We start from the raw sequence: 14,823 nt of genomic DNA, 5'->3' as shown, positions 1-14,823 counted from the left end.
CTCTGTCCTAGGTTCTGCCTCACTGACACGTAGGGAGAGCCGTGTGGCGATGACCGCGCCCACACAGCCGATTTCCGCCGGGGGGCATTCGACCGTGAGTGACGTACGTTTCGATCCGACAGTCCGTCAGCTAGAGGTATTCCTGATGCTGGCTTCGGAGTTGCACTTCGGACGGGCCGCCGCCCGTCTGTACCTTTCCCAGCCCGCGCTCAGTCGCCAGATCCAGGCGCTGGAAACCCGCCTGGGGGTGGACCTGCTCGACCGCACCACACGGAACGTGCATCTGACCTCGGCGGGCAGTGTGCTGCTTCCGAAGGTCCGGTCGGTCGTCGAAGCCGCGCGGGACATGCGTGAGGAAGCCAGGTCCCAGACCCGCGATTCGTCCTGCAGTCCGAGGGTCGGGTTCTTCCAGGCCGAGGCGGCACTCGCCCATGTGGCCGGTGTCCTCCAGGAAGTCCGCCGGATAGCACCCGATGCCGGCATCCGGCTGACGACACTCGATTTCAGGACCCAGACCTCCGCCGTGTTCGACGGCACCGTGGATGTCGCATTCTGTTATCTTCCCGTCGCCCGCGGCATCCAGTTCCGGAGCCTCCATACGGAGCCGCGGACGGTGGGTATCCCCTCCGCCCATCCCCTGGCCGGCCGCGACGAAGTTCGCCTTGAGGACCTCGCGGGGGAGAAGGTCATCGGGATGTCCGAAGCCGTGCCACCTCTGTGGCGTGACTTCTGGACTCTGGCGGACCACTCACGTGACTCTGTACCGCTCGCGGACCATTACGCGGAGGACTTCGAGACCGTGCTCACCGCCGTCGCTCTGGGACATGGTGTGTGTGTCGCCCCCTCCGCGGCCCGCGAACTGTACCCCCGGCCGGGTGTCAGCTACCTCGACGTCGCCGGGATTCCGGGGTGTACCTCTGTCCTTGCCTGGGCTGCGGAGCGACGCGACACACCGGAGGTCACCCTCTTCCGGAAGGCCGCCGAAACCCTGCAGGGGGTCTCGGCGTCACCCGGTGGGTATCCGATGTGACGCTGCACGCACAGAGTGAGTGGCCCGCCCGGTCTTCGGACCCAAGATCACGGCGAGCGGGCAGTCCCGACGAGGAAAGGAGGCCCCGTGGCGAACGCCGAAGAGTACGACCGAGGCGATGCCGAACGGGCCGTGCGAGCGTACGCAGCCCGCGCCCGCCGCCATCGCACCTGACGAGGACATCCACGCCGCACTGCGCCGCATGGCGAAGCACCTGGAGGAGGCACGCGGCGCCCTGCTGGCGGCGAACGACCGGGACGTCGAAGTACCTGCGCGTGAAGCGGTACCAGTCTGACCACGTTCCTGCTGCGCCGCCGATGGCTGCGCAGCCACGGGCGCATCCCGAACGTGCTGCGCACCGGGCACGGCTGCGCAAACAACGTCGCCGCATCGACCGGCACATGCCCGGATTCGACCCTCCTTGAGCGACGAGAAGCCCGCTCAACTTCTGTACACGCTGCGCCAGTGCTCAAGAGCAGCAACCGTCTGCTTGCCGACCACGGTGGCGGCGAGGCCGGGATCAAGCCGGACCATGGCGTGCACGACATCGACGAACGGGGAGTCGAGCAGGGCCTGTGCCACCCGGTCCGCTTCCATGTCGTCGTCCTGCTGCAGCCCGTACCAGTCCCGCAGATTGGAGCAGGCCAGGCAGAAGGCGTCCTTGCGGCCTGCGACGAGGTCGGCGCGGTTGAGACCGAAGACGCGGATGGTGTGTTCGCCCTTGGCCGTGTGGTGACCGTACTCACCGCTGTGCAGCATCAGGAACAGATGCTCGGCGGGGTCCTCGACGGTTGGGTCGACCAGGAGACAGGCGCCGTCGGTGTCCACCGGGTATGCGTCCCGCTTGACGTTGCTGTTGCAGAACGAGCAGGCCAGCAGGTGGTTGTCCCACACGAACGCCCGCAGTGGCGCCACGGCCAGGGGCTGGAAGTGGTCGATGTCGGTGCCGCGGCTGTCGTCGCAGTACATGCACCGCACGGCCCCGTGCGCCATCGATTCCAGCAGCGCCTTCACGTGCCTCTTGGGCGCCCTGGCCGCTGTCCACTGGGCACGTGCTGCCTCGGTGGTCGCCCCCGCGTCCTGGACTTTGCCGGTCCAACTCGTCAGCAGGCTTTGGGTGTTCGCGGGAACAGGCACACGTTGCAGCGGGATCACTGTTCCTGCTCCAGTCGCGCCGCGACTTCGGCGACCCGGCTCTGCAGCGAACTGGTCAGCAGCCGGCTCAGCTCCTGGTACTCGTTCACCTCGTCCTCATCGGCGGTGCCCGCGTACACCTTGCGCTCCAGCGCGACCAGCCGCTGGCGGTACTTCTCGGCGCGGCTGGAGTAGGGCGTGTCCAGGCCGAAGAGTTCCGACAGCACTGCGTCGTCGGCGCTGCCGTAGACCACCCGGCGATAGAGGTCCTCGTCCACCACAGCAGGCGGCTCGTCCTCGTCCGGTCCCGGCAAACGGATCAGAGCACCCTCGTCGGCGGCCTGGCAGACGTAGGGACTGTGGGTGGTGACGATGAACTGGATATTGGGAAAGTGCTCGCTAAGCCAGCCCCCGACCTGACGCTGCCACGTCACGTGCAGGTGCGCGTCCACCTCGTCGATCAGAACGACACCGGGCTGCAGGACAGCGACACGTCCGCTGCTGGTCCGTTCGGTCTGCAACCGCCCGTAGGCGGCGTGGATCTGCCGGATGATGTCCAGCACCAGAGCGGCCAGCGTGCGGAAGCCGTCACTCATCTCGCGCAGCGGGAAACTCTCCTCGCTCTCGCGCAGGCTCACCATCAGTCCGTCTGCCGACACGCCATTGAGCCGGTACTGATGCGGCAGGAGGCCGTCGCCCAGCACGGCCATCACATCCTTGAGCAGGAGCGTGGCAGGCATGTCCGGGACCGTCTCGGCGCGCCGAGAGTAGTCGAATTCTTGGAGCGAGCGGTGGTGGAGATCGATCATCCACGACACGCTCTCGGTCAAGCCAGCGTCTTCATGAAAGAGCGTGGCCAAAGGCGAGGGCAAGGGAACAGTGCTGTCGTACGCGCGGCGCATGGACCCCGTCAGCCGCCGGAACGGCCCGTAACCGGCACAGAACCAGCCCGGTACGCCGGGGTGCCACGGGCCGCTGAGAGCGGTTTGAGCGCGGACCGGATCGAGCCCCCGGTGGTCCATTACGACGGTCGGCCGACGAGGCCAGCTGTCCTCCGGCCCCGGGGGGCGGACGCCTTTCCACGCCAATTCCAGCCGGGTTTCCTCGCTCAGCGTGACGAGTGGGTCCGTAGCGACGACAGGGTCGGCTTCAGGGTGGGGAAGGACATCCACCGCTGCGTGCCCCGTCTCGGAACCTCTGGTGATGAGGCCCGTGAAGTCCACATTCAGACGCAATGCTGCATCCGGGCCTGCCAGCGTCAGAGCGATGACCTGCAGAAGGCTGGACTTGCCGGAACCGTTGCGCCCGGCGAGCACTGTCCAGCCGCCGTGCCCGGGCAGCTTCAGATCCACAGAGCGGTTCCCGCTGAAGCCTTTGATATCCGTGAGCTGGACCCGTGTGACGTACACCCGCGCTCCGTCGTCCCTGTCGCCGCGACAGCCTGCCGCACACAGATACCGGCGTACGGGAGGCATCCGATGCCTCACCTTCTCACGAGGCAGACCTTTCCCAGCCTGATGCCGACGCCGGGCTGGGCCTTCCACCGCGACCCGGCAGAGGCCGCCGAGGCGACGGCCGAGAAGGAGCCGGACACGGAACCGGGTGAGATCACGGACCATTTCCCGAGCCGCGCGCCGACCCGGATGAGGACGCTGCCACGGGTGCCGGAAAAGAAGAGCGACCGGCTTCTGCCCGCAGTGGTTTGGGCAGAAGCCGGTCGTCTGTTTCCTCTGGCGGCCGCCCGCCCTGGAGAGCGACCACCAGATCCGAAGGCACAACTCTCAGCTGTGCCGGTGGGCGGGCTTCGCTGCAACAAAGCCGCCCGTTCCCCTGTTGTGTCGAGTAGCAACGGCCGGGGAGACCGCGATCGTGAGCGCAGGTGAAGACGCGCAAAAAAGATGCGCCGTGAGGCTACCGGCAGCGTGATCGTTCCGCCATCAATTTAGGACGGGACGGGTCCTGGCACTGTCGCGCAGCGCCAGCTGCAGGCGGCAATCCGCAGGAGCCCGCACACCGCTGACGGCTGGCTGGGCGGACCGGTACTGCAGGCCGTCCACTTCATGTCCCGAGCCGTGAAGGAAGCGCTGACGCCGTGCCATCGAGGGCCTCCGCATGCCGACGCTGCTGATGCATTGGTGACCCTTGCCGCCGGCGTCAGTCAGCCGGTTGCTTCCCCTGCCAGGATGGGCGGTCCGGTCGCAGAAGAAGAATGCTTGATCGACGTCCTTCGTGCGCTTCGGCAGTTCGATTTTCCTCCCACCCCGGCCGGTGCTGCCGACAGCCCGTGCGAACGGCATGCCGGGTCCGGCCACGCCGCCCACGTACGGCCTGCTCGACAGGAGGAACAGCACCGCCGGTGCCTGAGGCCTCAATGAGGCGACACGCGGGCTCTGGCACGGCGTGGCGCAGGCCGAGCCGAGCTCGATCAGGAAGGACGAGCATTCCGTGTCCGCGGTCAGAACCGCGCCGTGGCGCCTACGGGCGAGCGTGAGCTTCTTCGGCTGCGGGCCCACGATGGCGGATTCTGCGAGTGTGTGCCGCAACACCGCCCCACTCAGGATCACATCTGCGCTGATGGCGCCGTTGTCTTGCGTGAAGTCCTGCTTGTGCCACACGGTTCGGGGCCCGGCACCCCCGTGCCTGAGGCCGTTGCGGGGCACCTCGTGTCCATCGAGGGCCCGCCACGCCGCGGTGTGGAAGGAGCCGAGGCCGGCCACCAGGTGATCCGTAGGGGGGGAAGCCGCCGCCGGCGACTCATAACCGAGGTAGGCGTGGAAGGCCGGGCCGGTTACCTCACCGAAGTGCGACCACCACGACGTTCCGCGGGAGTTGCGGGCCGCTTCCTCGAGGTCCCTCATCGTCTCGGGCACGCTGATTCCGTACAGCTCCATCAGCGCCCGTAGATCTGTCATCGAAACGCTCACCGCTCCGCTCTCGATCCGGATGAGCTTTGAGAGTGACCACTGCAGATGCCGCGTCGTCTCCTGCTGGGAGATGCCGGCCTCTTCGCGCGCCCGGCGCAATGCGATGCGGAGTTTGCGGCGGTTGAGGCTTGGGTCGATTACACGCGGCATGGTGCTTGCCTCACTCTTCGCAGCAAGATCCGCGGCCGCTGTGGTCCGCAGCCATGCCGCTTTGCAGGGGTCGAGGTCGCGGAAGAGCGTGCCTTGCGGTGCGCTTCCGTCCCTGGTCCGGTGGGAACCAAGGGTGAACCACGTCGGGATTGCCGGGTGCACGATCACCGATCCCTCAAGAACCCTGCTGGAGGGGAGGCGTCCATGAGCGGCGTTGTCTGCGTTGCCCAGTCCGGGATGGTCAACGAGCTCGGTGCCTGCGGAGAAGTCCCCCGAGCTGGGGGCACCGGTGCTACCGGACGTGAGGTAGATATACACGAGGCGCTCTGAACACACGTACGCGATATCGAGATGCCGATCCGCGGCCGGCTGGATCGCGTGAACAAAGAACGCATGATCGATGGCGTCCTGCGTTTGCAACTGCTGCAAACTCTCCATGGCGAGGCAGTAGTTCGTGACGTTGGGCAGGGCAGAGAAGACGCTGACTCCGGTGAATCCGCTGGCGTCGCTTGCGGCCGTCCTCATCGTGCGCTCGATCCCGTGCGGCGCGGACCGCAGCACCGGCCCCACACCATGGAGCGCATCGAAAAGAGTGGCCGTCATCGTGTCTCTCCGTGTCTCGCTGCCGGAGCCGAACGGGACGACAAGATCCGTACCGTCGGCTGTGTCTGACCATTGCCCGAGCTCGCGGCCGAAGACGGATAGACCCCGCTGTGCCCGGATGGGCCGTGCATGGATATGCCTCGACTGAACCTTCTCCGCTCTCCCCGCACAAGGCCCCTGCTGCGGCCCGAAGCGGGTTTTTCGCCGTCTGCCGTGAAACACCCTCTGCGGGTTTATCCCGTATGACCTGCACCGTCGCCCTGACAGCCTGTCAGCAGAAGTTGGGACAATATGAAACACGGGCGCGGGGGTGGTCTTACGCCGTTGTGGCGAGAACGGGAAGGTGTTCGGTGAGGCTCTGTATCCCCCAGCTCTGCAAGGTCGGGGGATCTTTGCATACGGGGCCTCGCGTCGAGTAGCAACGACCGAGGAGAACAAATGAACAAAGGTGTACCCGTGCGCGCCTCCTGCGTGCACGGACCAGCCATCGGCGGCAGCTTGTTGCTGCCGGCCCCGGCTGTGGTCATCATCGTGGTGGTCCTGGGCTTCACCGCTGGGCTGGCAGTCTGGTGGCAAGATCTGGACGCCGTCATCGCAACTGTCACCATTGGCAGCCTTACGGCAGTAGAACTCGTGCGCCGAACCGTCGCCGTCTTCTCCGCCCACCGCGTGTAAGGGGAGCGTCAATGGGGCGCCACACCAATGCCCTGGCGACGCCCAAACCCCTGACCGAGCTGGCGCAGTGGCTGCGGTCACTGCGCCACCTCTCAGGGTTGAGCTATCGCCAGATGGAGCGACTGTCGACTCTCCACACTCACCCGACGGTCCCCTACCTGCGGTTCTACCGAGCCGACCGTGGAAGCGGTCTGCCGGCCTGGCGAGTAGTCCAGGACTATGTACGGATCTGCGGAGGAGACGTCCGGGACGCCGAACGCCTGTGGAAGAAAGCTGAGGCCGCCACAGCCTCGGCTGGCGGCCGGCCGCAGCGTCGTCGTCCCGTTCTGCCTTTGCAGTACATCGGCGAGCCAATCGAACTACTGGACGCCATGCGCGCCCTGCGGTTCAGCCACGGCAACAAAACCCTGCGCGAGCTCGAGCTTGCCGCCAGCGAGAAGGGCGTCAGTCACCTGCCGCGCAGCACTCTGGGCGCCGTCCTCGGCGGTAAGCGGATGCCCTCCAAGCGCCTTCTGCTCACCTTCGTCAGGGTGTGCGGTGAGGTCGAGCCTGGCACTCAGACAGCTCAGATGTGGGAGCGGGCCTGGGAGCGTGCCGACTCCTACCAGCGCGGGCAACCTGTCCCCGCCGCAGTCCAGGCAGGTCAGTCGGACCAGGGCGCAAAGGAGTCGAGGACGAAGCCGGATCTGGCAGGTTCTCGTTCTACGGTGCCGGCCGTTCGTCGCAGACGAGCGGCGAAGCGATCCGGATGGCGGCGGTTGGCGGGCAAGCTGATGGTGACCTTCCCGCCCACGCCTCCCCATGCTGGAAGACGGCAAGAGACCTGATCAGAGGTCAGGGCACCTTGAGGAGCGTCGGCCGTGCCTTACAGGCGGGTGGCGCTTCCCGGCATGCGCGAGTACCCAGCCCGGACTCACGCTTAAGGCCTCGATCCGTCGCGGCCCGTGCTCGGCGCAGCAGGGGAGTGAGCGGTCTGGCAGGAGAGGACTGCCGCTGATGCGGGCAGCCGTGAACGGGACGGATGACGTCGGTACGTGCCGGATCGTGGGCCGCAGGATCTGGTCCGACCCTGGGTGGGGAGGGACAAAGAACCCTAGTGCCACATCAGATGGGGACTTGTGCGGTCGTCGTCGGTGAGGGTGCGTTCGCCTATGTGGCGCGTGGCTCCTCCGGTGAAGTAGCTGTGGTGGGCTGCCCGCAGATCGGCATGGAAGTGCCGGAAAGAAGTCGGCGAAGCGGCCCACGTGCATGGGTGCGGCGCAGGCGATCCGGCAGTGCGCCGAGTTGATGGTCAGATGTGCGGCGGGGTGCCCCGGGGAGGCGGAGGCGGGGTCATAGTCGAAGCGTATGGCGGAGTGCAGCACCATGTTGGTGGGGGTGTCGGCCGCGTAGAGGTCGACGACGTCGAGCAGTGGCTCGAGGCGGACCAGATCCGGTCCATGCGGTAGGGCGCGCACGGAATCCTGCTGAGAAATCCAGTGAAGAGTTTCGCAGGTGCCGGCAGCCAACCCAACACAGCCAGTGATCTCCTGCTGAATCTCCTGATGACGTGGGTCACGGCGGCGCAGACAGCTGCCGGCCCGAGGCGGATCAATCCGCCACGAGACCGTCCCGCACCCCCGCCGTCGACGGGGTACAGCAACTCCCGGAGGACGGCGTCGGGCTCGCCGACGACAGTTGGCGCGGGCACCACCGAAGCTCCTGCCCTGGCCCTCGCCCCCGTGTCTCCCGCCTCCTGCACAGGGTCACACCCATAGAAATAATAAAAGCCACATTAAAAACCATCAAGGAAGAACCACCCTGAAGGAAATCTAATTGCTCTTTCACTCTTGGGTCAGGATGAAGATTTCCCGTCATTTACCACCGCGGAGAAAGTGCCCCGCGCACCACATGGTCGATGCGGCAGGCAGATCACGGACAGGGCGGGAGCGACCGTCGGCGGCAACCGGCCAGGCATCGGATGTCAGAAGAACAGGGTTCCAGCGCCACCTTCTACCGGAGCAAGGGCACCTGTCCTTGCCGGAGGAAGAGGAACACAGCGTCGTGGACAGCACAGTTGTCAGCGCGGCAGTGACCATTGCCGCGTGCGTGGCCGGGTGCGCCGCCCGGGTGCTCATGGCCCGGATCACCACCCGTGCTCTCCTGGGCAGAGCCCGTATCGAAGAGGAAGGCCGCACAGCCCGGATCAACGCGCTGGGCCAGGGCGGTACCTTGCAGGAACGGGACCAGACGGGGCGTCAACTGGCCGTGCGCCAGGGGGCAGTGGCGAGGGGGGAAGGCCGTGGACCGCATGGCGGATAACACCGCAGCCGTGCCCGGCGCACGGCAGCAGCCGGCGCCGGCAGCCGATGTCGGTGGCTCCTATCAGGAGGACCGGCCCTACCTCATCCGGTTCCTGCTGCGCCACGGCGCCACCTTCCCAGAGGCCGAGGACGCGGTGCAGAGCGCGTTCGTCGAACTGATGCGCGCGCGGCAGCCGGTGCAGCACCCACGGGCCTGGCTGCGCACGGTCGCCCTGCGGGCCCATTTGCGGCAGACGGTGCCGGAGCAGCCCGAACAAGACCTGACGGACCGTCTGGCAGCGACGAGTGTGGAGTGGCACACCCCCTTGGAAGCGGCAGAACTGAGCGAGCAGCAGCGCCGGGTTCTGCAGGCTCTGGTCCAACTGCCCTTCAAACAGCGCAGTGTGATGGCCTGGCACCTCGACGGGTTCTCCACCGGGGAGATCGCCGAGGCGATGCGCCTGGAGAAGGCCGCGGTCCTGCAGAATCTCTCGCGCGCCCGCCGCACGCTCAAGCAGCAGCTCGGCATCACCGACCGAAGGAGGCCGCAGTGAGCGACGTCCGGCGCACTCCTGACGACGAACTCGGCCTGCTCCTCGACGAGATGGACGCAGCCCTCCTGGCGGCGGTCCGCACACGGACCACCCCTGCCGGCCCGGACGGCGGCGCCGAGCATCGCGCGGCGCCCGGAACGCAGAACCTGCACGAAGGCACCGGCCAGCACACGGACGAGGCACTTGACCATCTGCTGGGCACGACCGACGACGCCCTGCTTACGGCGATTGAGAACCGCGCCCGCCGCACCGCCCAGACGGACAACCCGCCCGCACACCCCGCCAGCTCCGGCGTACCGGCGCCGGAACCGGATGAAGATTCCGAAAATACCAGCAGGCAGGAACACCCTCCCACGACCGGGACAGTCAAGTGGTTCAACGCGGAAAAGGGCTACGGCTTTATCGCCGTCGACAGCGACCCACCCGTCGACATCTTCGTACACTACAGCGCAATCCAAATGGACGGAAATCAAACCCTCGAAGAAGGGCAGCGCGTAGAATTTCATATCTCGCAGGGACAGAAAGGGCCTCAAGCAGCTGACGTACGGTACGTGAACGGATAGTCAGCCACACCGCTATCGGCTGACTCCTCCGCAGCATCTCAGGCGAACTGCGGAGAAAAACAAGCATGGCGGCCTCCAACAGAATTGACCGCTGCGCCCCCGCCAGGGCCCAGAAGCCTTCTTCTGGCATGCAGCTCACTCGGCGCGCAGGGGCCGCACCGCAGAGGCCCGGCCCGGCAGCCGGGCCTCTGCGGTGCTTCTGTCCCGGGAATCCTTGAACGCTCGTCTACGGACGCTCCTGCCGTCGGCGCCAGCGGCGCGGCAGGAGCGAGGCCCATGTGAAGCGCCGACGGCGGCCGCGCAGAGCGGGAGCCGGCTGGGACGGTTCGCAGGAGCCGGGGGAGCGCGGCGCTACGGCAGCGGGGGATGCCGCCGCCTTCGGCGCCACGGGAGCATCCGGCGGCTCGCTGTCCAAGAGAGGCGGGGCAGCGAGGGTGAGCTGGACGGGGACCGTCTGTGTGGTGCGCCGCTGGGCGTGCTCGCGAGCACGGCGGCGGCGGTGGCGTTCGCGGCCGTGCTCGGCGCGTTCGAGGGCGGCCATGATGTTGAGGGCGGCGACGGGACATAGGCCGGCCTGCCGGCCGAGCGCGGGCAACGACTGGGGAACCAGGCCCCACCAGGCTGCCCGGTCAGCAGGATGCGGGTGGGAGATGGTCCAGTCCCGCCTCCAGGAGGCCATGTCGCCGCTCCAGTCCTCGCCGGGCTGCGGGGTGTAGGAGCGCGGGTGGCCGCCGTAGGGGAGGAGTACGGTGTCGCCGACGAGCCAGCACACCGTGGCGCCGGCAGCGGCGATCTGCCGCTGAGCGGGGGTGGGGCGCACCTTGGTGTGCGCGATGGTCGTCCCGTGGGGCTGGACGTTGACGGTTCCGGCCACATCGCAGTGCAGCGGATCGTCGCGGTCGAAGAGCCACCAGTGCACCACCGCATCGCCGTACTGGGTCCGGACCTGCTGCAGGCGGCGGGCGACGGCGGCCGGGGCAAGCAGGCGGCGCGGCCGTTCCAGGACGGCGACGCCACTCTCGCCGTGACGCACAACGAGGGCGGGCGGTATCTTCCAGCGTGCCCCGGCGAGTTCGGCGTCGAGGCGCAGACGGCAACCGGCCTCGGGCAGGACGTGCAGCAGCTGGTCGCGCAGGGCCAGCATCGTAGTGAGATCGGCCTGGACGTCGGCCTGATGCTGCGCGGACGCCGGGCACTGATCGACGCCCGGGGCGCCGTCATGGCGAAAGCGCGGGGTGAAACGGGAGGCGGGACTGGCAGGACGCTGGAGAACCAGATGGCTCCCGCAGGCCAGGCACCGGTAGCGGCCGTCCGCGCGGCCGTGCGGCAGCCCGGCACAGGCGCCGGGCTCGCGCCGCAGATCAAGGATGCGGCCGTCATCGGCCGTGTCGACGGCGAGCTGGCTCATACGCGGCAGCTTGCTGCGCCCACGCCGGGCACCGCCAGCCAGAGCGAGCGGACGGGGCGGGGCGCCGGGGGCGGTGCCGGGACGGGACGAGCGGACGGGGGTCGTGCCAGCGGTGGGGCGGGTCATGCGGGGCGACTCCAAGGGTTTTCGGTGACCGGGCCAGGGACGGTGAGAACCGATTGGTTCCGGTCAACAGCCTTCCGCGCCGATGTGCGTCCGGCACCTTGTCCGTACCCTTTGACCTGGTGAACTCCGGACAATAGGGCCTTGTCCGGGACACGGCCGGACAATCGCAGGGGGCGCGATGGCGGGTGCGAAAGGCCGGGGCCGCGGATGGAGGCCACTGAACGCACAGGCACCCCAGGCAGCGGAGTTGGCCAGCTTCCTCCGAGATGTGATGGACACGCACCGTGTCACGGTGCGGACCCTGGCCGGACTCATGCACCGGGGCAAGTCGACGATCAGCGACAACCTGGACGGACGGGTGCCCTCCCGGCAGTTCGTCGTCGACCTCGTCACGGCGGTGGTCAAAGAGCCCCGCAAACGCGAACTCGATCTCAAACGGGCGCTGGCGCTGTGGGAGGCCGCGAACAAGCCGCCCGCATCGCCTCCCGCCCACACCCAGCCGTCCGGCGGGGAGCTGGCGGTCCGCGAGACCCAGAAGGAGCTGATCTCGCTCACCCACCGGGCCATGGACCTGGAACGCGAACGCGCCGGCACGCATCAGCTGGTACTGCTACTGATGCGCCTGGTCGCCACCCTCCAGGACGAGGTCGCCCGAGCCCGCGAACTACCCGACGCACACGCCAAGATGGCCGCACTCGAAGAACAACTGCACACGGCCCGGCAGGAGCTGGAACGGGCCCGGGAAGCCCGCGAGATGGCCGAACAGCTGGCCGCCCGCGCCCAGCAGCAGAGCATCTCCCTGCAGGAGGAACTCGCCCGGCTGCGCGCCGCTGCCCCGCCGATCGCCATCGCCCTGCGCCTTGGCCCTGGGGACCTGCCGCACGAACTGCAGGAGGAGTACTTCCTTGCCGATCCCGGCCGGGCGCTGCGCACCGCCGAGGCGCTGCTGTCGCAGGGAGCCGAACGCCGCGAGGAACTGGACGACGCCATCCGGCCGGCTGATCCCTGGCAGACCCGGCAGGTGGGCGGGGGCTGGCTGCTCGTGGCGCTGGTACTCGGCCGGGTACTGGGCTGCGTACTGATGATGGTCGGCGCCGGCGTGCACTACGCCCTCAAGACCTGGGTGACGTCATCACCAACATGGCTGGGCTTCCCCGACCTCCTGGTGCTCGTCGGCATCGCGCTGCTCATCGACCCGTGGGACATCCTCTGGGATACGGTCCGCCCCCTGGCGCTGCGCGTGATCAGCGACCGACACGAGCCGGTGCTGTGGCAGCTGTCGACCGAAGACGTACTGACCCGGGTGATGAGGGTCCCCTGGGCGGCGGCCGCCAGTGCGGCCGTAGTTCTGAGCCTGGCCACGGTGTACTGGTGGCCGCTGTGGATCCTGATTGCCACGGTCCCGGCCAGCCTGGGCGCCGTGGCGTACGCCGTGCTCGGACGCAACCGACCTGTGATCGGCCGCGTCGCTCCCATGCTGTCCGCCGGCCTGGCCCTGATCCGCCCCCTGTTGCCAGCCGGCCCGCCCACCTCCGCGCCGGTCGGCGCCGTCCCGCGCCAGACCACGCCGACGAAACCCTGATCTGAAAGGGGCGGTTGTTGCGATTTCCTCAGGAACAGTGGTGACCTGGCCTGCCTGTCAGCTTCCGTGGGCGTCTTTGATGGCTCCGGCGTTGATCAGGGCACGGCATAGTGCCTCACGCTCGGGGTGTCTGCGGCGGGAACACAGGCGAAGAGGCCGGCTGTGTGGCAGATCCTCAGCGGCTCGCCAGACGACGGCCGCAACGCGGGCGGTGCAGGTGGCGAGCCGGGACAGCATCACCGAGACGGCCTCGCCTCCGCCAGGGTGCAGCCGACGAGCCTGCGAGAAACGCACCGGCAGGGCCGATGGGTTCGGCGTGCGGCGCACACAAAGCCTGCCACAAGCCGGCACGGTCCAGCTGGGCCAGCAGAACAGGGTCGGGCCTGCCGTGGGCGAGCTAGCTGCGCGCGGGGCGCCACGTCCGATCCAAGGACAGCAGCGCGTCGGTGCGATCAGTGACCCAGGCAGGGGCGCAGTGGTGGAGCTGCGCGAGGCAGAAGCCGATGACGGCGAGGGCCTGGTCGTCCGGCTCGGCACCGAGCAGCTCCTCCAGTACCGCCGTCAGCTGCCCGGGTAGTCACTCGCCGGTGCGCACGGCGTGCTGGATACCCCAGGCGGTCAGGGACAGCTGGGCGCCGTCGTCGCCACGCTCAGCAGGGGAGGAGGTATCCAGACGGCCGGGTCTGCTCGGCCACCAAGTGCCCGATCTGCCCGGGTACGGGACCCGCCGCGGTCAACCCGATCGGCACGCAGCTCCTCGACCGCACTCATGAGGACATCAAGATCCCTGGGCACTAACCTCGCCATACTGCCGCCAGGCATCAGCCACGGCCTCGGCCGTCTCGGTGACTGCCTTGGTGGTACTACACAGCCCAGGGAAGTCGTCACCCGCGATGCTGAGAACACTGTCCAGCCGCACCCCGCAGACACGACTGTGTTACCTCATACGGCGCCCGGAACTCTGAAGGACGGTTCAGGACATGCGCGGCATCCAGCAAGAGACTCAACGACCGCTGCCCGCTGCCGCCTTGAGCATGCAGCGCCGAGACGAGCTCCGGACATACTCCGCACACGGCTGACAACCAGCTCAGGCTGTTCACCATCAGAGAGAGAGTCGGACACCGGCCCTCCCTAGCCGCCCAGTCCTCCAGCAACGCCCCCAGCGGCAACAGAGACAGACACGGCCGTCGGCACCACGTCCTTCGTGCCAGCCCCCGTGGCTTCCCGGCGGCAAGACACACCGGCGGCCATCTCACCCCACGACATCCCGCAACCAAAAGACGACCGATCCGCACGGCCCCCAAGTCAGGAAAGAGCAAGCCACGTTCGACAACCCGCCAACGCAAGCCCACTCAGCGCCGCCAGGCGCCAGCAACCCAACACCTACGCCCAGGGCACGCACAACACGGTCCAAGCACAAGACACCCCCCAACACCCGCGGGCCAACAGGCCCGCGACACCCCCACACCTCAACTCCCGGTCATGCCACCCGGCATGACACCACGCCACACCCAACAATCCGTCAACAACCGGAGCGCACCAGCGCTCCGACAAACACAACACCAAAAACCCAAGAAAGGGCCGCGCCAGCGGCCCAACAAAACTAAAAACAAGAATTTTGCCGCCAGGCAAAATACAGAAACCCAAACACCACCCACAACCTAGAATTTGCCGCCAGGCAAATTCACACGCCGAACTAAGGGCCGCGCCAGCGGCCCGGCATAAACCACAAACGAATTCGCCGCCAGGCGAATTCACGGGGCGAGAAATTTCGCCAGAAATTTCTTAAGGG

11 protein-coding genes and 1 pseudogene are annotated in these 14,823 nt (G+C 67.6%); 7 read left to right on the top strand and 5 right to left on the bottom strand.

Features of this window, described 5'->3' with window-relative positions; all coding sequences use genetic code 11:
- Positions 1-49: 49 nt before the first annotated feature.
- A complete protein-coding gene (locus OG718_RS00055) occupies positions 50-1,030 on the top strand; it encodes a LysR family transcriptional regulator (protein ID WP_328842631.1) in 981 nt (326 codons plus the stop codon).
- 118 nt (positions 1,031-1,148) lie between these two features.
- Complete coding sequence (locus OG718_RS00050) at positions 1,149-1,325, top strand: hypothetical protein (protein WP_328842630.1); 177 nt, start codon at positions 1,149-1,151, stop codon at positions 1,323-1,325.
- A gap of 146 nt (positions 1,326-1,471) precedes the next feature.
- Here the strand turns inward: OG718_RS00050 and OG718_RS00045 are convergent, their stop codons facing one another.
- The 3 genes from OG718_RS00045 to OG718_RS00035 all read right to left on the bottom strand — a co-directional run bounded on the left by OG718_RS00045 (position 1,472) and on the right by OG718_RS00035 (position 5,841).
- Positions 1,472-2,167 carry a hypothetical protein gene (locus tag OG718_RS00045; RefSeq protein WP_328842629.1) on the bottom strand — a complete coding sequence of 232 codons (696 nt, stop codon included), beginning with the start codon at positions 2,165-2,167 and terminating at the stop codon, positions 1,472-1,474.
- Positions 2,168-2,181: 14 nt separating this feature from the next.
- Positions 2,182-3,573, bottom strand: coding sequence for an AAA family ATPase (locus OG718_RS00040; protein ID WP_328842628.1), 1,392 nt, complete (start codon positions 3,571-3,573; stop codon positions 2,182-2,184).
- Positions 3,574-4,101: 528 nt separating this feature from the next.
- On the bottom strand, positions 4,102-5,841 hold the full coding sequence (locus OG718_RS00035) for a helix-turn-helix domain-containing protein (protein WP_328842627.1): 1,740 nt from the start codon (positions 5,839-5,841) through the stop codon (positions 4,102-4,104).
- Positions 5,842-6,279: 438 nt separating this feature from the next.
- Here OG718_RS00035 and OG718_RS00030 point away from each other — a divergent pair, with 438 nt between their 5' ends.
- The gene (locus OG718_RS00030; RefSeq protein WP_328842626.1) at positions 6,280-6,516 is read left to right on the top strand and encodes a hypothetical protein; all 237 of its coding nucleotides are present in this window, start codon (positions 6,280-6,282) and stop codon (positions 6,514-6,516) included.
- A gap of 11 nt (positions 6,517-6,527) precedes the next feature.
- Entirely contained in the window at positions 6,528-7,343 is an 816-nt protein-coding gene (locus OG718_RS00025; protein WP_328842625.1) for a hypothetical protein, read from the top strand.
- Here OG718_RS00025 and OG718_RS54245 read toward each other — a convergent pair whose 3' ends face one another.
- The gene (locus tag OG718_RS54245; RefSeq protein ID WP_443054843.1) at positions 7,344-7,973 is read right to left on the bottom strand and encodes a DUF2290 domain-containing protein; all 630 of its coding nucleotides are present in this window, start codon (positions 7,971-7,973) and stop codon (positions 7,344-7,346) included.
- Positions 7,974-8,806: 833 nt separating this feature from the next.
- Between OG718_RS54245 and OG718_RS00020 the strand changes: the two genes are divergently transcribed.
- On the top strand, positions 8,807-9,352 hold the full coding sequence (locus OG718_RS00020) for an RNA polymerase sigma factor (protein ID WP_328842624.1): 546 nt from the start codon (positions 8,807-8,809) through the stop codon (positions 9,350-9,352).
- 359 nt (positions 9,353-9,711) lie between these two features.
- Positions 9,712-9,915 (top strand): annotated as a pseudogene (locus OG718_RS00015) (cold-shock protein); the annotation flags it as partial.
- A gap of 226 nt (positions 9,916-10,141) precedes the next feature.
- Here the strand turns inward: OG718_RS00015 and OG718_RS00010 are convergent.
- Complete coding sequence (locus OG718_RS00010) at positions 10,142-11,323, bottom strand: hypothetical protein (RefSeq protein WP_328842623.1); 1,182 nt, start codon at positions 11,321-11,323, stop codon at positions 10,142-10,144.
- A gap of 397 nt (positions 11,324-11,720) precedes the next feature.
- Here OG718_RS00010 and OG718_RS00005 point away from each other — a divergent pair, with 397 nt between their 5' ends.
- The gene (locus OG718_RS00005) at positions 11,721-13,031 is read left to right on the top strand and encodes a hypothetical protein (protein WP_328842622.1); all 1,311 of its coding nucleotides are present in this window, start codon (positions 11,721-11,723) and stop codon (positions 13,029-13,031) included.
- Positions 13,032-14,823: the final 1,792 nt, after the last annotated feature.

Source organism: Streptomyces sp. NBC_00258, from assembly GCF_036182465.1.
Classification (GTDB): Bacteria; Actinomycetota; Actinomycetes; order Streptomycetales; family Streptomycetaceae; genus Streptomyces.
The sequence above is the reverse complement of the archived record's forward strand: the minus strand, read 5'-3'. Positions and strand labels throughout refer to the sequence as shown.